General features: G+C 65.6%; 17 protein-coding genes. 11 read left to right on the forward strand and 6 right to left on the reverse strand.

Annotation, left to right across the window (positions count from 1 at the left end; all coding sequences use genetic code 11):
* Positions 1 to 3: 3 nt before the first annotated feature.
* Positions 4 to 1,377, reverse strand: a complete 1,374-nt coding sequence (locus QM806_RS00510) for a putative glycoside hydrolase (RefSeq protein ID WP_054246049.1) — start codon at positions 1,375 to 1,377, stop codon at positions 4 to 6.
* 74 nt (positions 1,378 to 1,451) lie between these two features.
* Between QM806_RS00510 and QM806_RS00515 the strand changes: the two genes are divergently transcribed.
* The 5 genes from QM806_RS00515 to QM806_RS00535 are packed head-to-tail and all read left to right on the forward strand — an operon-like array spanning position 1,452 to position 8,159.
* Positions 1,452 to 3,608: a heparinase II/III family protein gene (locus QM806_RS00515; RefSeq protein ID WP_240482747.1), complete on the forward strand. Its 2,157-nt coding sequence runs from the start codon at positions 1,452 to 1,454 to the stop codon at positions 3,606 to 3,608.
* Between the two features lie 35 nt (positions 3,609 to 3,643).
* Complete coding sequence (locus tag QM806_RS00520; protein WP_240482744.1) at positions 3,644 to 5,005, forward strand: nucleotide sugar dehydrogenase; 1,362 nt, start codon at positions 3,644 to 3,646, stop codon at positions 5,003 to 5,005.
* A gap of 2 nt (positions 5,006 to 5,007) precedes the next feature.
* The gene (locus tag QM806_RS00525; protein WP_054246068.1) at positions 5,008 to 6,036 is read left to right on the forward strand and encodes a glycosyltransferase family 2 protein; all 1,029 of its coding nucleotides are present in this window, start codon (positions 5,008 to 5,010) and stop codon (positions 6,034 to 6,036) included.
* A 14-nt stretch (positions 6,037 to 6,050) separates the two neighbouring features.
* On the forward strand, positions 6,051 to 7,610 hold the full coding sequence (locus QM806_RS00530) for an oligosaccharide flippase family protein (RefSeq protein ID WP_259465574.1): 1,560 nt from the start codon (positions 6,051 to 6,053) through the stop codon (positions 7,608 to 7,610).
* On the forward strand, positions 7,611 to 8,159 hold the full coding sequence (locus QM806_RS00535; protein ID WP_240482734.1) for a YdcF family protein: 549 nt from the start codon (positions 7,611 to 7,613) through the stop codon (positions 8,157 to 8,159).
* Here the strand turns inward: QM806_RS00535 and QM806_RS00540 are convergent.
* A complete protein-coding gene (locus QM806_RS00540) occupies positions 8,114 to 9,250 on the reverse strand; it encodes a class I SAM-dependent methyltransferase (protein WP_283290058.1) in 1,137 nt (378 codons plus the stop codon). The genes QM806_RS00535 and QM806_RS00540 overlap by 46 nt on opposite strands.
* Positions 9,251 to 9,312: 62 nt before the next feature.
* Here QM806_RS00540 and QM806_RS00545 point away from each other — a divergent pair, with 62 nt between their 5' ends.
* Positions 9,313 to 9,882, forward strand: a complete 570-nt coding sequence (locus QM806_RS00545) for a dTDP-4-dehydrorhamnose 3,5-epimerase family protein (RefSeq protein WP_054246047.1) — start codon at positions 9,313 to 9,315, stop codon at positions 9,880 to 9,882.
* Positions 9,883 to 9,901: 19 nt separating this feature from the next.
* Here QM806_RS00545 and QM806_RS00550 read toward each other — a convergent pair whose 3' ends face one another.
* Genes QM806_RS00550 through QM806_RS00565 form a run of 4 tightly spaced genes read right to left on the reverse strand, consistent with a single transcriptional unit; the run spans position 9,902 to position 13,642 of the window.
* On the reverse strand, positions 9,902 to 10,942 hold the full coding sequence (locus QM806_RS00550) for an NAD-dependent epimerase/dehydratase family protein (protein WP_054246046.1): 1,041 nt from the start codon (positions 10,940 to 10,942) through the stop codon (positions 9,902 to 9,904).
* A 1-nt stretch (position 10,943) separates the two neighbouring features.
* Positions 10,944 to 11,594 (reverse strand): PIG-L deacetylase family protein, encoded by a 651-nt coding sequence (locus tag QM806_RS00555; protein WP_054246045.1) that lies wholly within the window; start codon positions 11,592 to 11,594, stop codon positions 10,944 to 10,946.
* Positions 11,595 to 11,597: 3 nt separating this feature from the next.
* A complete protein-coding gene (locus QM806_RS00560; protein ID WP_054246044.1) occupies positions 11,598 to 12,386 on the reverse strand; it encodes a glycosyltransferase family protein in 789 nt (262 codons plus the stop codon).
* A complete protein-coding gene (locus tag QM806_RS00565) occupies positions 12,383 to 13,642 on the reverse strand; it encodes a class I SAM-dependent methyltransferase (protein ID WP_283290061.1) in 1,260 nt (419 codons plus the stop codon). Before QM806_RS00565 ends, QM806_RS00560 begins: the two co-directional genes overlap by 4 nt.
* A 346-nt stretch (positions 13,643 to 13,988) precedes the next feature.
* Between QM806_RS00565 and QM806_RS00570 the strand changes: the two genes are divergently transcribed.
* The 5 genes from QM806_RS00570 to QM806_RS00590 all read left to right on the forward strand — a co-directional run bounded on the left by QM806_RS00570 (position 13,989) and on the right by QM806_RS00590 (position 19,831).
* Positions 13,989 to 14,453, forward strand: coding sequence for a GyrI-like domain-containing protein (locus QM806_RS00570; RefSeq protein ID WP_054246065.1), 465 nt, complete (start codon positions 13,989 to 13,991; stop codon positions 14,451 to 14,453).
* The gene (locus tag QM806_RS00575) at positions 14,450 to 14,875 is read left to right on the forward strand and encodes a hypothetical protein (RefSeq protein WP_054246042.1); all 426 of its coding nucleotides are present in this window, start codon (positions 14,450 to 14,452) and stop codon (positions 14,873 to 14,875) included. Before QM806_RS00570 ends, QM806_RS00575 begins: the two co-directional genes overlap by 4 nt.
* A gap of 194 nt (positions 14,876 to 15,069) precedes the next feature.
* Complete coding sequence (locus QM806_RS00580; RefSeq protein WP_120659445.1) at positions 15,070 to 15,846, forward strand: hypothetical protein; 777 nt, start codon at positions 15,070 to 15,072, stop codon at positions 15,844 to 15,846.
* On the forward strand, positions 15,843 to 17,972 hold the full coding sequence (locus QM806_RS00585; RefSeq protein ID WP_283290064.1) for an Rv1355c family protein: 2,130 nt from the start codon (positions 15,843 to 15,845) through the stop codon (positions 17,970 to 17,972). Before QM806_RS00580 ends, QM806_RS00585 begins: the two co-directional genes overlap by 4 nt.
* 14 nt (positions 17,973 to 17,986) lie before the next feature.
* Positions 17,987 to 19,831, forward strand: a complete 1,845-nt coding sequence (locus QM806_RS00590; protein WP_054246039.1) for a putative bifunctional diguanylate cyclase/phosphodiesterase — start codon at positions 17,987 to 17,989, stop codon at positions 19,829 to 19,831.
* The last annotated feature ends 89 nt before the right edge of the window (positions 19,832 to 19,920 follow it).

Raw genomic sequence — 19,920 nt, forward strand, 5'->3', positions numbered from 1 at the left:
CGGTCATGGGTTCTCGCTCGAGAGCACGAGACCGTCACTCGGTTGGAGGGTCACCGACGTGACGGTGTCTCCGTTGTTGGTGCTCGGATCCCGGACGCCCTGAAGTCGCCGAAAGGGCTTCTCGAGTTGCACTTCTCGCGGTTTGTCGTCGGTGTTCAGCAGGACGGTTCCGTGCTCGAAGTCGCGACGGAAGAGGCCGTGGCCCAGCGACCCGACCCCGTCCGCGTACGGATCGTTGAGGACAGCCGGCGACGGGTCGGCCACCAGTGGATGCCCGAGGTACCCCGGGCCGAGTCCGCCACCGTCCATCTCGTCGAAGTAGGCCGGCTCGTCGTAGTCGGCGCCCATCGGCGCCCAGAATCCGTTCTGGAGCAACGTCGCCGCCAGGAAGTACCGGGCACGCTGGAAATCCTGTGCCGAATGCGGTGCGGCACCCAGCTTGTCGATCGTCATCGCGAGTCCGGGCCGGCGGTGTTCGCCTTCGGCGGTCAGGCTGACATACTGCTCGATGTCGAACATGGGATTCCGGTCGGCTCGCGGGTCTGCGAATTTTTCCCACGCCCGGCCGTCCAGTTGTTGCGTCAGCAGTGTCCGGTCGCCGTTCGCGACCAGGATGGCATCCGGAATTCGTTGCCGGATGATCTGTTCGGCCAGGTTCACGCCGCGTTCCCAGGGGTTTCCGAACCCGTAGATCGAATCGTCCGGCTCGTCGGTGCCATCGGAATCGATGTCCCAGTGATCTCGATCCGCACTGTAGATCCGGTCGCCCCAGACGTCGAGGAAGATGCCGTCCCACACCCCCGCGGACCAGACGTCGTCCACCACCCAGTTCGCGGCATACTCGGCAAAGATCTGGCCGTTGATCCGCGGCGCCTGGTCCGTGAGGTTGGTCATCGTCGACTCCGGCCACTCGCTGACCGGCGTGCCGTCCATCGTGTGCGCCAGCCATGGTTCCGGGAACGCACTTTCGCCGTTCTCGTCGAACTGCCACAGCGCGTATCGGTTGGCCCAGTACGCCTCCGTTCCGAGTTGATCGGGATGGTCGACCACGTTCACGTAGGCGAGCAACCGGAGGCGTGGATTGGCGTGACGGAGCTCGTCGAAGTATTCGTGCGGCTTCCGGTTCGCCCACTCGTTGTCGATGACCACCACGTCATATCGAGCGAGCTCCTCGACGGGCGGAAGATCCTGCTGATTCAGGAAATACGTTGCGGTCCTGGGGAACGTCAGGGAGTGGGGATCGCCGGGCGTGGGCGCGGGCGCGGGACGCTCGTCCACAGGCGTAGCGCAGGCGGCGATCAGTCCAACGGCCGTAACGACCGTCGTCAGGGCGAACCGGAGGCGGCTGAAACGCCGGGAGGCGAGAGTGCCGGGCACCGAGTCAGCTTGACACGCTCGACGGCACCTTGTCACCTGCCGGATGAGGTTCTCGTATCCGCATGGAGGGCGCCGTGAGTCAACTCTTGTGGCACGTGCGGCGATTGCAGTCGATGAGCCCGCGCGAGGTGGCATGGCGTGCGAGTCGAGCGGGTCGGAGCCTGCTTCCGCACGGCGGGCGCGGTGCGACGAGTGACGCAGACCTGTTCGGGACGCCGGAGGCGGACTGGGAAACCGCGTTGGCGAGATTCCGGGAATGCGCCGGTCGGCCCGCACTGCTGGACCGCGGCCGGGCGGCCGTCATCGCGCGGGAACATCCGGCCGGGGTCGAGCAGGTGATCGCGGCTGCCGAGCGCGTGGCCGGTGGGCGATTCGCCTACTTCGGTTACCCGGAAGTGACGCTGCCGGAGCCGATCGACTGGCACTACGACCCGCATTCGAAAGTCGGCTGGCCTGTCGTGCCCGCATCCAGAATCGACCACCGCACCGCGGATGGTGATCCGAAGTGGATCTGGGAGCTCAATAGACTCCAACATCTGACCTGGCTCGCCGAAGCGTGGTTGTTCACCGGTGAGGAGCGATTCGGCGACGCGGCGTTTCGTCAACTCGACTCGTGGATCGAGCAGAATCCGCCGGGCATCGGCATCGGATGGCGCGGTGCCTTCGAGGCGGGGGTCCGCTCGATCTCGATCGCGGTGGCACTCCAGGGTCTGAGAAATTCGCCGGCGTTGACGACCGCGCGGTTTCGGGCCGTCGTCCGCGTGCTCGCCGAGTCTGCCCGTCGCTGCTGGGACGAGCGTTCACGGTTCAGCTCGGCGAACAACCACCTGGTAGGGGAAATGGCAGGCCTGGCCACAGTGTCAATTCTTCTGCCGGACCTGGCCCGTGCCGAGTCGTGGGAGAAGGACGCGATCCGCGTATTGTCGGCCGAGGCCGGGCGGCAGATCCTGCCCGATGGTGCAGGCGCCGAGCAGGCAATGGGATACCAGATCTTCACCTCGGAACTGCTTCTCACCGTGGCGGCGTTGCTGACGCTTCGTGACGGTCGACCACCCCCGGAGTTGATCGCGGCCGTCGATCGGAGCGCGGACTTCATCGCAGCACTCGTCGGTGATCGTGATCCGGAGCCGCACTACGGCGACGACGACGAGGGCTTCGCGCTCAGGCTCGGCGCGGAGCCGGTACGCACAGCCCGAGATCACCTCGGCACGGTGGGCGCGGTGACCCGCAACACGGCGGCACGTCGGGTGGGCCGCACGACGCTGTCGGCGGCCTGGATGAACTACGCTCGCACAGAACCGGTTTCCGGGGTGGAGTCCTTCCCGGAACCTGGTCCTCGTAGCTTCTACGCCCCGCACGGCGGTCTCGTCGTGCTGCGCGCGGGCGCGCGCCGGCTGACTGTCGACGTCGGGCCGCTCGGTTACCTCTCGCTCGCTGCACACGGGCACGCCGACGCCCTCGCAGTGACGCTGAGCATCGACGGCGACGACGTGATCGGCGACCCCGGCACCGGCAGCTACTACCGGCACCCCGACTGGCGCGCTGCTCATCGGGGTACTCGCGCTCATGCCACCGTGTGTGTCGACGGCCTGGACCAGTCGGTCGTCGGAGGGCCGTTTCTGTGGACGGAGCACGCCCGGGTTCGGGTGCGGTCGGTCGACCTCGAGCGCTGTGTCGTCGATGCCGAACACAGTGGCTACAGTCGGCTCTCGCAGCCGGTGGTGCATCGGAGGTGGCTCATCGCGCCGCCGGATCGGGGCAGCATCCTCGTCGTCGATCTCATCGCGGGCCGAGGCCGTCATGAGGTACGCACGTCGTGGCCGCTGTCGCCCTCGCTGGACGTCACACCGCTCGAGGAGGGTCACCTTGCCAGCCGCGATAGGGAGCCGATTCTCCAGCTGGTCCACAGCGCCAGCAGTGAGTTGATCCGGTACGAGGTACGAGGTGACGCCCAGCTCGGTCTCGGGTGGTGGTCGCGTCGGCTGGAATCGAGAGAGCCGGCATGGTTGGTCGGTGGATACTGCACGGGCGACGTACCGGTTGTGGTCGCTACTGTGCTCAATCCACTGGACGGACGCATGGCGTGGGCTGAAGACCTCACCGTCGGGGTTCGCGATGGATGTCTCATCGCGAGTTGGCGCGAGGGGAGCTCGGAAAACCGGGTTGAAATCAACCATGCGATTGGAACCATGACGAAAAACGGGGACGTAGTATGGAATAGGTCCCATTAGAAAACTTCTAGACCTCTACTGGTTGGGCGGTTGTCATGAGCGCGACCGAATTGCATATGCGTCCATCCGCGCGGCGGATAGCCCTGAGCGTCTTCGGGCTAGGCTACGTCGGATGTGTGTCGGCGGCGTGCCTGGCGTCCCGGGGTTTCCCCGTGGTCGGGGTGGACGTCAATCCCTCGAAGATCGATTTCCTGCGCCGGGGCCAGACCCCGGTGTTCGAGGAGCGGATCGGCCAACTGATCGCGGAGGTGGTGGAATCCGGCCTGCTCACCGTCAGCGACGACCCGGCCGCCGCCGTCCTCGCGAGCGACGTCACGATCGTCTGTGTCGGCACCCCGTCCGCACCGGGGGGAGGCCTGGCCACCCGCTATCTCGAGCGTGCGACCGACGAGATCGGCGCCGCGCTGGCGACCAAGGACAGCTTCCACGTCGTCGTCTATCGCAGCACCATGGTGCCGGGTACCTGCGAGGAGATACTCATCCCGCGTCTGGAACGTGCCTCGGGCAAGCGTGTGGGTGTCGACTTCGGCGTCTGCGTCAACCCGGAGTTCCTGCGCGAAGGCAGCAGTGTGCGCGACTTCCTCAATCCGCCCAAGACGGTGGTCGGGGAAAGTGACGAGCGCAGCGGGAAGCTGGTGACAAGTCTGTACGACGGGCTCGGTGGACCGCGGTTCCGCGTACCGATCCCCGTCGCCGAGATGGTCAAGTATGTCGACAACAGTTTCCATGCCCTGAAAGTGGGGTTCGGCAACGAAATCGGAGCCATCTGCGCATCTCTGGGGCTCGACTCACACGCCGTGATGGACATCTTCCTCGCCGACACGAAACTGAATCTCAGTGCCGCCTATCTGCGTCCGGGATTCGCTTTCGGCGGCTCGTGTCTCCCGAAGGACGTGCGCGCGCTGATGCACACTGCTCGAATCCACGACGTCGAAGTGCCGGTGCTGGCGAACGTGCTGGTGTCGAACGAGATGCACCTGCGGCGGGCAGTGGACCAGGTGATCGCGTTGGGTAAGCGGAGGATCGGCATCTTCGGTCTGTCGTTCAAGCCCGGCACCGACGATCTGCGTGAGAGCCCGATGGTCGAGTTGGCCGAGCGACTCATCGGCAAGGGTTACGACGTCAAGATCTGCGATGCCAACGTCGCACTGTCCAGGTTGTTGGGCGCGAACCGCGACTTCATCGAGGAACTGCTGCCGCACATCGGTGAGGTTCTCACCGATGACGTCGACGCCGTCCTCGATCACGCAGAGGTGCTCATCGCGGGGTCCAGGGAGCCCGCAGTGGTGGCGGCGGTCAACCGGGCGGGCGCGCAGCACACGGTTGTCGACCTCGTCCGGCTCCCAGGCGCCGAGGAGCGGCGCCGGCGCGAAGGTTATGTGGGCTTGGGGTGGTGACGGTGAGCGACTCGCGCCCCCTCCCTACCTTCAGCTTTCTGACCACCGCCTACCGGACGGAGGAGTATCTGGCGCAGACGATCGAGTCGGTGCACCGCCAGACCCGTACCGACTGGGAGTTGATCGTCGTCGACAACGGATGCTCCGACGAGATCGCGGCGATAGTCCGTTCCTTCGCATCCGACAGCCGAATCAGGCTGGTAAGACAGGAAAATCGCGGATACGAGGGCGGTGTGACGGCTGCCGCCGCTCTGGCGCGCGGACAGTACGTCTGCGTGCTCGACAGCGACGATCTGCTGATGCCGGACTTCTGCGCGCGGACGGGGGCGGTACTCGCCGCCGACCGGGCCGTCGACGCGGTCGGTTGTGACGCCCTGCTGTTCGACGATCTCGGTGGCGCACCCAAGGGATACCTACGCTCGATCGGATTCAGGGCGCGACCGGATCCGGGGCAGCCTCTGGCTCTGACCGAGATGCTCGCGGGATACATCCCGTACTACACGGGCGCGGTTCGGCGCGAGGCGTGGATCGCTGTGGGTGGGTACGAGCACGCGACACAGGAAGTCGAGGCGGACGTGGTCATGTGGCTGAGGCTCGTCGATTCCGGATTCGATGTGCGAATGCTCCCTGAGCGCCTCGCGCGCTGCCGTGTCCGGAAGGACTCGGTATCGCGCGACCCCGCGGGGGTCGAGGCGTTCGATGGGCGCATTCAACGGTCGTTCCAGACGGTGGCCCACTCCACGAGCCGGGCCGAGGACCTGGACGCGCTACGGAGCAATTTACGGCGGTTGCGGTACCACCAAGCGATGCGACGGGCCCGACGGTCGCTGCTCGAAGGGAACCTGGCCGTGGCGCGTGTCGAGGCGAAAGCGGCGTTCGCGCAGCGGCACACACTCCGCGCCGCCTTGGTGACGTGCTCGTTATCGCTCTTTCCCGACACGATGCGCAGGCTGCATCCGGTCAAGCAAAGGGTCACCGTTGCCCTCGGACACACGATCGGTCGGCGCACCGAGGCCGTGAGTCGGCCGTGAACGAAGGCGGCGCAGTGGATTCGTCGACACCTGGGCGCGCCCCGGAGTGTGGTGACTCGGGATCTGCACCGTCGCCCGGGACCACCTCGGTCGGCACACTGAGCAGCATCCTCCGCCGCGGGGCCGCGATGGCCGCGGCGGGTCTGCTGATCGTGCAGGGTGTGACGTTCGTGCAGACGTTGGTGCTGGCACGGCTGCTGAGCCCCGAGATCGTCGGGGTGTTCGCGGCGGGTACGGTGATGACGACCTTTCTGGTGGTCGTCACCCACGGCACGTTGGCCCAGGCACTCGTTCAGCGTGAGCACGACGTCGAGAATGCGGCCACCACGGTGTTCTGGGTGACCCTGGGTACGGGGATCCTCATGAGCCTGGTCATGTTGGCGGTGTCCCCCTTGATCGGGCGCGTGTTCAGCAGCCAGGCGGTCGGGACGGTGGCCGCTGCCATGTCCGGTTCGATGTTCTTGATCGCGATCACATGCGTCCCGGATGCCCTGATGCAGCGCCGTTTTCAGTTCAAGCGCCGGATCATCGTGGATCCCGCCGTGGGGCTCACCTTTGCGGCGGGTTCGATAGTGTTCGCCGCGCTGGGGTACGGCGTCTGGTCCCTGGTAATCGGCTCGTATGCGTCGATGCTCGTCTGGATCGTCGCGAGTTGGTGGCTGTCCCGATGGCATCCGTTCGGAGGGCGGTTCTCGTTTCGGATCTGGCGCGAAATGGCGGTCTTCTCGTTTCCGCTACTACTGGACGGCGCAGCCGCACGGGCACAGGAGGTCGTCGAGTTGACGATCATCGGCCGCGGACTGAGCGAGGCTGCGCTCGGCAACTATCGGTATGGCCGCAGGATCGCGTTGCTCCCCGGCATGGCAATCGTCCAGGTCTGCTCGTATGTGCTGTTTCCCGCCTTCTCCCGCATCTCCTCCGACTCGCGGCGCTTCAAAGATGCTTTCCTGCGTGCTCTGAGTTGGATCTGGCGGGTGGCGATGCCGGCTGGGGCACTGATGGTCGCAGTCGGTGAGCCCGCCGTCGTGGTACTGCTCGGCGAGCCCTGGCGCGGCGCCGGAGTGGCGGTGGCATCGATGGCGGGCATCGGACTCGGCGTGGCGATGAACTCGGTGAGCGCGGAGGCGATGAAGGGGGCCGGCCGATCCAGCCGCATGAATTGGATGACCGCAGCCGGCCTGCTGACCGGAGTCCCCTTACTGCTGCTGTTGTTACCACTCGGTCTCGCCGGGGTCGGTCTCGCGGTTTCCGGCGCGGCGATCGTCGTGGGGATAACCGGGCTCGGACTCGCGCGCTCGGTGATCGGGGCATCGGGCGGTGAGATAGCCCGGGTGATGGTCCCATCAGTGATCGCCTCGCTGGCTGCGTTCGCGATGATCGCGCCACTCGAACGGTACGTCGTGCACTCGGACCAGCGGTCGATCGCGGTGGGACTCGCGGCGATAGCCCTGGAGTGTGTGGCGTTCCTGATCGCCTACCTCCTGTCCCTTCGGTTGATCGCACCATCCGCCTTCGCGGAGATACGGGCGGCCGTCCACACGATCGCCGGCCGCGTCGTGGGAGGGGAACGCTAGGTGCGCAGTACAGCTCGATGGTTGCGCTGGCCGTTCATCTGCGTGGTTGCCGCGGTCCTCGGCGCGACGGCAGCAGGTGTGCCGACATATGTCGAGCCGCAACTCGACGAGCTCCACCGAGCTGATGCGATCCTGGTTCTCGGTGGTCCCGGTCACGAGCGCTATACCTACGGACTCGACCTCGCCCTCGAGGGGCTCGCCGGGCATGTGGTGCTGTCCGATCCGAGCGGTGGATCCGACGAGTGGCTCGATCGACTGTGCGGAGCGCAGTTCGCGTTTGCGGTTGTCTGCTTCGATCCCGACCCCGCGACCACCGCCGGGGAAGCGCAGGCATTCCGCGATCTCGCGACGGCCGGCGGATGGAACAGCGTCATCGTGGTCACGTTCACCCCGCACGTGTCACGGGCTCGGTACATTATTCAGCGCTGCTTCGGCGGGGACGTCATGATGGCGGCCAGCCCGGCGGACATCTCTGCCGCCGACTGGGTGTGGCAGAGCGGCTATCAGACGGCAGGGTATGTGCGGAGCTTGTTCCAGCCAGGCTGCTGACGTTCCCCGTCGGCGATGTCCACCACCCATTTGCCGGACAACCCTGGAAACTGCGACTGCACCTCCGGGAGCAGGTCGGCGACCGTCAGCAGCACCACGTCGGGGTCGTCTGCGAGCAGCTGCGCGGGGGAGATGATCGGTACATCGGTGCCGGGCATCCGCCGGCCCTGCTTGGCGCGGGACGCGTCGGCCACCGCGCACAACACACGTCGGTCGACGCCCGCACGGCTGAACAGGGCAACTGCCCGCGACGCCGCACCGTATGCGTAGACGCGTTGCCCGCGACCTGCCATCGCGGCGAGCCAGATACGCAGCGAGCTGACGTGGTCGTCCGCGGCCTGCTGCAGGTGGCGGATCGATCGCGGCGTGCACACCGCCATGGCATTTTCAGCCGCGAGGATTCTGCGGACGGTGTGCGACGTGCCCGACCGGCCGCCGTGCCGGGCGGCAACCAGGACGGTGCCACCGTACAGGTCGAACTCCCACGCGTTCGACAGGCTCATGCCGACGTCGCCGAGCATGCGCTGCAGGGCCGTCAGGGAGTAGTACGCGTAGTGGCCGTGCCGCAGCGCGTTCCATTGGCCGTGCGTGACTATTGCAGCGAGAGAGTGGAATTGGAGAAGAAGGGTGCCATCACTTGCCGTTGTGCTCACTCGTTCCGCCAGTGCCGCCCTCTGGTGTCCTTCGTGCATGAGGCCGAAGCAATCGAGCACCACCGATGCAGGTCTCCCCGGGGGCGGCGGGCGGAACCCGCGGTCGGCGAGCAGTCCGAGCCAGCTGCCGCCGTGCGGGCTGCCGAACTCGAGGACGGTGTCGCCGCTCAGGAAGCCCGACTCGGCGACCGTCCGAACGGCGTCGGCAGCCTGGTTCCGCAACGCGAGAGGTTCGATTCCCCGCGGCTCCTCCGGCGTTGTGTCGTCGTCCGCGAGTTGCGCGAGTCCGCACTGTCGGCACAGCTCCATTGCCAGCGGATGCGCCGACTCGCGCGAGTCGATCGCCGACCACGCCGGCGGGAAGTGGTCCGCGGCGGGCATACGCCCGAGATCGAGCACACGGACCGTGTCGGAACCGGCGCATCCGCGGCAGATCATCGTGACTGTCCGGACTTCCGGAAACGCCGCACCCGCCTACCGCGGTGCGGCACGATGGTGATGTGCGCGTGGAAACCACGGAACTCGAGGATGTCCTGCTCTTCACTCCCGAGCCGTTTCGGGACGAGCGGGGACTCTTCACGCGGACGTTCGACGCACACATATTCGACGACGCCGTCGCGCGCCGAGCGTCCTCGCGCCGACCGGTCCGCGCCGCGGACTTCGTGCAGGACTCCCAGTCGCGATCGGTGCGCGGCGTGATCCGCGGCATGCACTGCAGATCGGGGGAAGGCGAAGCCAAGCTCGTGCGCTGCGCGCACGGAGCGATCTACGACGTGCTCGTGGACGTACGGCGGACGTCGCCGACTTTCGGACGCACGCAGGCGTTCACCCTCGACGATGACACGTTCGCGCATCTGTTCGTGCCACCCGGATTGTTGCACGGGTTCCAGGCCCTCACCGACTGCGCCGATGTCTGTTATCGCATCGACAGGGAGCACGACCCGGCAGAAGACGTGGCGGTGGCCTACGACGACCCTGACCTCGCCATCGCCTGGCCGCTCCCGGTGTCGTCGGTGAGCGCGCGGGACGCAGCTGCCGCGAGCTGGGCAAGTCTGATGAAGTCGCTCTGAGGCGCGCGCACGACCGTCGTCAGTCACGGCCCGCACCGACCCGCTGGAATCGGAGCGACGCGTCGAGCAGACCCGCGGTTTGCAGCGTCCGCAGGTGGGCCAGGCGGGTGAAGCGCGTAGTGAAGAGCTCTTCCGTGAGCCCCCAGCGGACGTAGTTCTCGTACAGTTCGACCGCGCCCGCGACGACGGTCCACTGCGGGGTGTATCCCTCGAATGCCGTCCGGATCGCGCTGAAGTCGACGCGATACGACCGCGGATCCGGTCCTGTCTCACCGGTGACGTCGACGGTCGAGTTCGGCACTGCCGTGGCCGCGGCTTCCGCGATCTGCGCCACGGTGACGTTGTTGTCCTCGGTCCCCACGTTGTAGGCGCGGCAGTGAATCGCGTCCACGGGCGCGACGAGTGCGGCGCAGAATGCAGCTGCGATGTCGCGGGCGTGCACCAGTGGGCGCCACGGCGTGCCGTCCGACAACACACGCACGGTGCCGGTCAGCATCGCGACGCCGACGAGATTGTTGAGGACGATGTCGGCGCGCAGACATGGCGAGAACCCGAACGCGGTCGCGTTTCGCAGAAAAACCGGCGAGAACCCCGAGTCGGCGATGGCGGTCACGTCCTCCTCTACGCGCACCTTGCTCTCCGCGTACGGGGTGAGAGGGCGGAGGGGTGCCGATTCGGTCACCAGATCCTCGCCCGCCGAGCCGTACACCGAGCATGTCGATGCATACAGGAAGCGTTGCACACCGGCATCTTTCGCGAGCCGGGCGAGGTGCAACGACGCGTGATGGTTGATGTCGAAGGTGATCTCGGGGGCCAGTGAACCCAGTGGATCGTTCGACAGCGCGGCAAGATGGATCACCGCGTCGAAGCCGACGAGATGTGACGCCGTCACATCGCGGATGTCTGCGTGAATCGACGGAACCTCGGCACTGTCGGGTCCGAGGATGCAGCCGGCGAACAGTCCCGAGTCGAGGCCGACGACGTCGTGGCCAGCGGCGAGCAGACACGGAGCCATGACCGAGCCCAGGTAGCCACGGTGTCCGGTGAGGAGCACTCGCATGTCAGGTCCTTCCGAATCGTATGTTCGCCTTCTCGAGAACGAAGGCCTCGGCGTGCAGCCGCCGACACTGCACACCCCGCAGCCGGGTGACGCCGAGGAACGCTTCTTCGTCGAACCAATCGCGGTCGATCTGGGACGGGTAGTGCTTCAACAGAACCCGGACCTTTTCCTCCGCGACCGCTCGTATCAGAGGATGGAAGACGGTGGGGTGGGGGGTGTCGGTCTCCCATTTGAGGATCTCGTAGCCCAGCACGAGATGGTCCCGAAACACTGTCGGTACGAGTTCGGCCAGTAGCCGGTGATCCTGGTGGGCATCCCCGCGGTGTGGAGCGAACACGATGTCGGGCTCACATCGTCGCCGGAATCCCTCGAGTGCAGTCTTGATCGGCTCCCAGTATCCGGGCGCGTGCCCGTCAGGAACGTCGAGGACGTCGAGTTCGAGGTCGGCACCGGGGCACAGTGCGGTGAGCGCGTGCCGTTCCTCGATCTCTCGCCTGGAGTCGTTGCCCGACAACACCAGGGCACGCACTCGGAGTCCTGGCGAAGTGGACGACAGAGTCAGCAGCGTCCCGCCGACGCCGATCGCGATGTCGTCACAGTGTGCGCCGAGAACGGCGATCTCGGCTACCTGCGGGGTATGGAGGTCGAGCATGACCTATGACACCGCCTGCGGTTGATCCCACACCATCCACGGATGGATGCCCTTTGCGTAATTCGCGTCGAGTTCCGCCCGCTCCTTGAAGGTGTCGGCAGGCTTCCAGAAGCCCTCGTGCCGGTATCCGAACAGGCGGCCCTCGCCCGCCAGGGTTTCGCAGACATCCGCTACCAGATCGCCGCCCGGTGGGAGAAGGTCGAAGATCTCGTGGCTGAGGACGAAGTAGCCACCGTTCTCCCAGATCGGTAGCCGACCGACCGGTATGATCTCCTTGACCTCGCCGTTATCGGCCACGTTCACGCAGTGGAACGAGGACTGCGGCGGAACGACGAGCATCGACGCCGCGGCACCGGATTCGTGGAACTTCGCGACCACGTCGTCGAGGGGAGCGTCGGTCAGGACGTCTGCGTAGTTCGCGAGAAAGTATTCGTCGCCGTCGAGGTGCCTTCGCACGCGGCGCAGTCGTTCACCGATCGCCGATTCCAGACCCGTGTCGACGAACGTGATGGACCAGTCGCTGATGTCGGAATGCAGAAGCTCGATCTTGTTAGCGTGAAGGATGAAGTCGTTGGACTCCGCTTCGCGGTAGTCGAGGAAGAACTCTTTGATTGCCTCGGCGCCGTACCCGAGGCAGAGGATGAACTCCTTGTGCCCGAAGTGGGCGTAGTAGTGCATCACGTGCCACAGCAGGGGCCGGGGGCCGACCATCTGCATCGGCTTGGGGATTGCGTCGCTGCGGTCGTTTCGCATGCGCATGCCGTAACCGCCGCAGAACAGGACAACTTTCATGTCGTGAGCCTCCTTGACACGAGGTCCGGCTGGAAACCAGCGCTGTGTAGGGAGGGGAGTGGAAAGACCAGTTCCCCGCCCCACTCTGTGATGTATCGCAGTTGTTCGGTCAGTTCTGCCTCGAGATTCCAGGGCAACGCGAGGACGACGTCCGGGCGATCCTTCTCGATCTGCTTCGGGTCGAGGATCGGAATCCGGGTGCCGGGCGTGAAACGACCGTGCTTGTAGGGATTCCGATCGACCGTATATTCGAGTAGGTCCGGACGAATTCCGCAGTAGTTCAACAGCGTGTTCCCCTTACCCGGAGCGCCGTAGCCGACGACCGTCCGGTTCTCGGTCCGGCAGTCCAGGAGGAACCCGAGCAACTGCTGTCGTACAGCCCTCACCCGAGGCTCGAGTCCGAGGTAGCCGTCGACGTCGTGCAGGCCGGCCGTCTTCTCCCGGTGCAGCACCTCGGCGACGCGGCGAGTCGGCTCCCGGCCGACGGCGCTGGGACGCGCCCAGACCCGTATCGATCCCCCGTGTGTATCCAGCAGTTCCACATCGACGACGGTGAGGCCCGCCGTCGCGAGCGCGCGGGTCGCGGACAGCACGGTGTAGTACTGGAAGTGCTCGTGATAAATCGTGTCGAACTGCGCGAGGTGGACCAGATTCAAGGCGTGGTGAACCTCGATGCTCAGCCAGCCGTCGTCTGCGACGAGGGTGCGGAGAGAGCGAGTGAATCCGAGAAGGTCCGGGACGTGCGCGTAGACGTTGTTCGCGACCACGAGTTCCGCGGGGCCGTGCTCCGCTCGAACACGGGCGGCGAGGTCCTCGTCCAGGAACGCGGTGAGAGTGGGAACCCCGCGCTCACGCGCAGCCGCACCGACGTTGTGCGACGGTTCGATTCCGAGACAGCGGATTCCGGCGGCGACGCAGTGTTGCAGCAGGTAGCCGTCGTTGCTCGCCACCTCCACGACCGACGAAGTGTCGTCGAGGCCGAGTCTGTCCGCGGCCGAGGCGACGAACCTCCGCGCGTGCTCGACCCAGGAGTCCGAGAAGGAGGAATAGTAGGCGTAGTCGGTGAAGGTGTCTTCCGGCGTGATCAGTGCAGGAATCTGCAGGAGCAAACAGTCTTCGCACAGCCGCAGGTGCAGTGGATAGGTTACTTCCGCAGTGTCCAACGCGGCTTCGGTCAGGAAGAGTTCACAAGGCGGGGTCGCGCCCAGGTCCAGGATGCTCCGCATCCGGTCGGAGTCGCACAGTCGGCAGCGCACTGCAGTCTCCCTTCACCCCGGGGAGGTCATGACGTTCCTGTCAGGTATGTCACACCACGGGTCGTCGATCCACTCAATAAACCACACTTCATGTCACCGTTCAAGGCTCAAAACCAACTTTGGGTATGTTGGGTGCGTGCAAAACCATTTTCGAAATTTATCGAATTAGTCCAGACAGTGGAGTAATTTGTGGCCGCGAACAGGAGGCTGGCGGCTTCGGGGACCAATGACGCAGACGGTGGATACCCGACGATGTATTGTGAAAATTCGACCTCCAAAATGCAGGAGGCCGAACATAAATTGTCGTTGTAGGCCATATGGTCCGATGACATCGGAGGGGTGCCCGGTGCCGTTCGTCATTGTCGAACGTGAAGAGACGTTAGTCGCTGGACTGGCTGTGCGCAGCCCCAAGCGGGCGCTGGGGGAAGCGCGCGACAAGGCTCTCGAGAAGACGTGGTCCACCCTCCTCGCGCAGAATGTGGATCGCCCGTTGGCCTCTGCCTACGTTGACCACGCTCCCGAGATCAATTCGTATTACACGCAAATCGTGGGGTACGAGTGCTCCTCGATAGATCAGGTAGGGCGCGGGCACCTGGTATCGCGGATTCCTGCGGGCACCTATGCGAAGTTCTCCTCGGTCGGCACATTCCCTGATCTCTTCGACGCCCTCTGGGGGCAGATTCGAGACGCGGAGGAGTCACAGCAAATTCAACGGTCCTTCACCGGCGATTTCGAGTTCTACCCGCATGCTTTCGGGATCGATCTCTATGTGGCGATAGTGCCACCCGCCACCAGGCAGGGGCAGCAATGAGTTTCGAAATTGTCAAGCGTGAGTCGACTGATTTCGGTGGCCTCGTTCTCCCGCGCATGGAGTTGGGTTCGTCGGCGCATGCGACCGACCTGTTGAAGTTCACCCGCGAGCGCGTCCAGCTGCGCGGCGTCGAGGAACTCACCACCGTCTACGTCGCGGTCCCGGAGCTGGGATGGACGGCCGTGATCGGGTATCGCTGCATCGACCTCGACCACCTCGAGATCGGCGACGTGCTGGTGCGCGTCCCGGCCGGTTATTTCGCGAAGTTCACACCAGACGGGCGGACGTCCGACCCCATCGAAGATGTGTGGATCCAGGCCGAGGTGGCCGAGAAGGAGGGGCGCATCGAGCGCGCTTACGCGGAAGAGGTAGAGGTCTTCCGTCCTCCGAACAACGTCGAGTTGTTCATTTCCCTGACGTAATTCAGGCGCGTTGAATACCGACCTGAAGTTTGTTTTAGTGCCTATTTTCGGCACCACAGGTGACAAATCCGGAGTAAACGCGGAAAATGAGTAGCCGCGGGGCTGTGACCGGGTGTTCGTGTGTCCAGTTCTTGGGGTCTTAACGTAACCCGTGAGTCCCCGGAATTGCCGCACCAACTCCGATGGGAAAGCCAATGCCTGTTGAACAGCTGACGCGTCCGCAGACCGACGTACGGTCGACCGAGACCATACTCGACCGAACTCTGAGTGTCTGGGATCCCCGGTCGGAGTGTCGCTTCGTCGTGGCCCGGCCCTCCGACGAGCCGGCGCTGTGGGAAGCATATCTCGAGGGTGCCGTGACCGGCTATCGCAAGTACGGCGCCGAGAAGGCCCTCGAATACCGCCGGATACAGGACGGCGACACCACTGCAATGTTCGTTGTCGCGATCGAGCCGCAGGGCTCCGTCGCGGCGGGCGTCCGAATCCAGGGGCCCTATCTTTCCGCAGATCAGGCGCATGCGATCACGGAATGGGGCACCCATCCCGGAGCTCCCGCCGTCCGCCGGATGATCGAGGACCGGTTGCCGTTCGGCGTGTTGGAGGCGAAGGGCGCGTGGGTGTCGGACAGCGCCGGCCGGCGGGGTGAACTCGTCGGCGCACTGGGCCGATTCGCCACCTATTCGATGGATCTGCTCGACGTCCAGTTCATGCTCGCAACCGCGGCGGCCCACGTTCTGGACACGTGGCGGTCCTCCGGCGGGGTGGTGGCCGGCCATATTGCTCCTGTGCCTTACCCCGATGACCGCTACGAGACGCGGCTGATGTGGTGGGATCGGAGTAGGCGCAGGGGCCGCGCCGAATCCATGCAGTTGGCCCAACTGTTACTCACGACGTCCCGCTCGACGCCGTCGGCGGACACCGCGACGGGGACGGGAGGAAACGTCGTCCGGCCGATGCGGAGCGTCTCGTGAACGAATCCCGCGGTGACTACACCGCACTGCTGTTCGACGAGGGCCACTCCGGGGACGCGGCGGTACTCGACCGTCTCCGCCGCGACCCCGCGGTGGTCTTCGTCGATCGACTCGAACAGCAGAGGGACACGCTCCGCACTCTTGTTCCCGCGCCCGATCCCGATGTGCTGGACGAGACGCCGGTGTGGGCGTACTACTCGTGGCGACGCACCGCGGTGCGGTTGCTCGGCCCCGCAGCGTTCCGGTTGCTGCGGCTGGACCGTAATCGAAACAAAGTCACCGCACCGGAGCAGGAACGACTTCGCGACGTGACCGTCGGGATCGTCGGGCTGAGCGTCGGCCACGCGGTTGCGCTGGCCCTCACCCTGGAAGGGGCATGCGGCGGCCTGCGGCTCGCGGACTTCGACACCCTCGAACTGTCCAACCTGAACCGGGTTCCCGGCACCGTTCTGGACCTCGGCGTGAACAAGGCAGTGGTCGCCGCCCGCCGTATCGCGGAGATCGACCCCTACGTCACTGTGACGTTATGGGAGGACGGTCTCGACGTCGAGTCGGTGGCCGAATTTCTGGACGGCACGGACGTGGTGATCGACGAGTGCGACTCGCTGGACGTCAAGGTGTCCCTGCGGAGGGAGGCCCGTCGCCGGGGTCTGCCGGTGCTGATGGCCACCAGCGACAGGGGCCTGCTGGACGTCGAGCGGTTCGACCTCGAACCGGATCGCCCAATCTTCCACGGAGTGATCGGCGACGTCGACGTGGAGTCACTCGCCGGTCTCGGCGCGCGGGACAAGATTCCGCTCGTCCTTCGGATTCTCGACGCCACACAGTTGTCGGCGACGATGGCGGCCTCGCTGGTGGAGGTGGACGAGACCATCTCGACCTGGCCGCAGCTCGGGGGCGAGGTGTTGCTCGGCGGGGCGGAGGTCGCGGCGGCGGTGCGGCGCATCGTGCTCGGACAGCCGCTCGCGTCGGGTCGGTGTCGCATGGATCTGGACGGGCATCTCGATGCCCTCACCGATCCGCCCAGACCGCACGACCTGCCGAAGGAGCCCGCGGATCGCGAGGCGGCTGCCGCGGTCTCGCGCGACGCCGTCGACGCCGTCGTGCATGCAGCGGCCCGCGCGCCGTCCGGCGGCAACGTCCAGCCGTGGACGATCGCGGCGGACGACGACGGGCTGACCATCTCCCTGGCCCCGGAGCACTCGACGGCCATGGACGTCGGGTACCGGGGCAGTTATGTCGCGGTCGGGGCCGCCCTGCACAACGCCCGGATCGCCGCGTCGGCCGCCGGACTGCTCGGCACCGTGACGGTCCACGACGGAGATCCGGGACTTCCCGTTGCCACGATGACGTTCGGCAGCGGAAACGACCGGGAACTCACCGACCGCTACGAGCACATGCTCGACCGGACCACCAACCGCCGGCCGGGCGTGCCCCGGCCGTTGGACGATAGGCAGGTAGGGCTTCTCTCGGATGCTGCATCTCGCGAGGGTGCACGCCTCTGCCTGGTGACCGACCGGGACGACATCGCGACGATCGGCGCCATTCTGGCGGAGTCGGATCGCATCCGATTCCTCACTCCTACCCTGCATCGCGAAATGATCGGCGAGTTGCGGTGGCCGCTCCTTGATTCGGTCGAGACCGGCATCGACGTTCGCGCACTGGAACTCGACTCGGCGGAACTGTCGACCCTTGCGCTGTTGCGGAGACCCGACGTCATGGAACGGTTGGGCGCACAGGACGCGGGCCAGGCGCTGGGCAAGTCCACTGCGGACCGCGTTGTGTCGAGCTCGGCGATCGCCGCCGTCGCGATCCCGGGTAGCACCCTGCGGGACTATGTGCGCGGCGGCCAAGCTACCGAATGCGTATGGATCTGCGCGCAGGCGCTCGGGCTCGCCGTCCAGCCGATTTCACCGGTATTTCTCTACGGGGTGGAAAGCGCGGAACTCGAACAACTCTCACCACGGTATGCGGCCCCATTGGAGAGGCTGCGGAAGGAACTGTTCGACGTCGTCGGAGCGAAGGGAGGTGAAGCGCTCGCCCTGGTGTTACGGCTCAGCCATGCGCCGGGCCCCTCGGTTCGGAGCGAGCGCCTCGCCGATCGGGTTCGCAGGCGGATATCGTAAGGACAGGAGGGCCCGTGAACACCGAGAAGCAAACCGAGAAGCTCGAGACCCTGGTGACAACCGTGGCGTCCCGGCTCACGCCTGTCGATGCGGTCTCGTTCAAGCCCGTGGCCACCCGCGTGTTGCAGGATCTTGTGGAGCATTTCGAGGTCGACACCAGCTTCCTCCGGTTCACCGACCACGACATCGCCGCGACGGTCCTGATCGCGGAATACCCACTCCGGCCCTTCATCCCCGACCCCGACCCGCTCGGCGTCGTCTATTTCAAGGACGCCGACTCGACGTTCGCCCAGATCGAGCACCAGAAGGAAGTGGCCATCTTCCGGCCGGAGGTGTCCGGTCCGGATTACAACGAGCGGGTCCGCGAGGCGTCCGGAGTGCCACAGGTGTCGCTCGCGGCCGTTCCGCTGCTGTCCGGTGAGACGACGACGGGCACGCTCGGATTCATCAAGTTCGGCGACCGCGACTGGACGCCGCCAGAGCTCGACGTCCTCAAGGCCATCGCCGCGTTGCTCGCCCAGGTCCAGGCACGCATCGTCGTCGAAGAGCAGTTGCGCTACTCGGCCGACCACGATTCCCTCACCGGACTCAGTAACCGGCGCGCGCTCTACCACCACCTGGACACTCGCCTCGCCGAGTCCGAACCCGGGCCGGTCGCCATCCTGTTCCTCGACCTGGACCGGCTGAAGCCTCTCAACGACTTCTTCGGTCACGGAGCCGGCGACGGGTTCATCTCCACGATCGCGGACCGGCTCAGATCGAGCAGCGAGGCCGACGACCTCGTCTCCAGGCTGGGCGGCGACGAATTCGTGCTCGTGCTTGGCGGATCGGTCGGTTTGCAGGAGGCGGAGGCGCGGGCGCAGCGCATCCGCGACGTAGTGACCGAGCGGGTGCGTCTCGGCCGCGAGGTCGTCAGTCGCAGTGTCAGCATCGGTGTCGCGGCGGGATATCCAGGTAAGGCCACCACAAGTTCACTTCTCAGCCAGGCGGACCAGGCCGTCATGGTCGCGAAGACCAAGGGCGGTAACGCGATCAGCGTCTTCACGGACGAGATGCAGGAGGAGAGCGAGAAACGCAACATGATCGAGCTCAGTCTGCGTGCGGCCATCGCGGACGAGTCGCTGTTCCTCGAGTACCAGCCCGAGGTCGACCTGCGGACCGGCCGCATCATCGGGGTGGAGGCTCTGGTGCGGTGGAATCACCCGCTGCTCGGTTTGCTGCAGCCGGCGTCGTTCATCGACGTCGCCGAGGCGACGAATGTGGCGGGGGAGCTCGGGCGCTGGGTGATCCGGAAGGCCTGTCGCCAGTGGGCCGACTGGCGGTCGCAGGTTCCCGAACTGGATCTGGATCTCCGCGTCAACGTCTCGCCGGGGCAGTTGGCCGGTCTGGATTTTCTCGACGTCGTCGCGAATGCCTTGACGGAATTCGACCTTCGGAAGGGCGCGCTGTGCCTGGAGATCACCGAGAACGCTGTGCTCAGTGACCTGACCTGGACGCGTGAGGCGCTCGAAGGGCTGCACGCGATGGATGTCGAGGTCGCGATCGACGACTTCGGCACCGGGTACAGCTCCCTCAGCCACCTCAAGGCGCTGCCGGTCGGGACGCTGAAGATCGACAAGGGCTTCGTGATGAACCTCGACAGCAATGCGGGGGACCGGGCGATCGTGAAGTCCATCATCGGCCTTGCCGAATCGTTCGGCCTGGAGCTGGTCGCGGAGGGCGTCGAGAACGTCGAGTCGGCCCGGCAACTTCTCGACATGGGTTGCCATCGGGCGCAGGGCTTCTTGTTCAGCCGCCCGGTCTCGGCGGAGAAGATCGGCAAGTTGCTGGTCGCGGGAGCGATCGAGGTCGGGCTGTAGGTAGCCCGTGCCGCATTAACTATACCGAAAGTTTGGTTTAATTCGTTTAAAATAATGCAAGTCATTTGATTGCGGCCATAACAGACTCG

The organism is Rhodococcus sp. IEGM 1351 (genome assembly GCF_030056875.1).
GTDB classification, from domain to species: Bacteria; Actinomycetota; Actinomycetes; order Mycobacteriales; family Mycobacteriaceae; genus Rhodococcus_F; species Rhodococcus_F opacus.

Excerpts from the sequence above, each read along its gene's own strand:
- QM806_RS00520 (WP_240482744.1), top strand. The coding sequence starts at position 3,644 with ATGAGCGCGACCGAATTGCATATGCGTCCATCCGCGCGGCGGATAGCC.
- QM806_RS00540 (WP_283290058.1), bottom strand. The coding sequence starts at position 9,250 with ATGATCTGCCGCGGATGCGCCGGTTCCGACACGGTCCGTGTGCTCGAT.
- QM806_RS00550 (WP_054246046.1), bottom strand. The coding sequence starts at position 10,942 with ATGCGAGTGCTCCTCACCGGACACCGTGGCTACCTGGGCTCGGTCATG.
- QM806_RS00555 (WP_054246045.1), bottom strand. The coding sequence starts at position 11,594 with ATGCTCGACCTCCATACCCCGCAGGTAGCCGAGATCGCCGTTCTCGGC.
- QM806_RS00560 (WP_054246044.1), bottom strand. The coding sequence starts at position 12,386 with ATGAAAGTTGTCCTGTTCTGCGGCGGTTACGGCATGCGCATGCGAAAC.
- QM806_RS00575 (WP_054246042.1), top strand. The coding sequence starts at position 14,450 with ATGAGTTTCGAAATTGTCAAGCGTGAGTCGACTGATTTCGGTGGCCTC.
- QM806_RS00580 (WP_120659445.1), top strand. The coding sequence starts at position 15,070 with ATGCCTGTTGAACAGCTGACGCGTCCGCAGACCGACGTACGGTCGACC.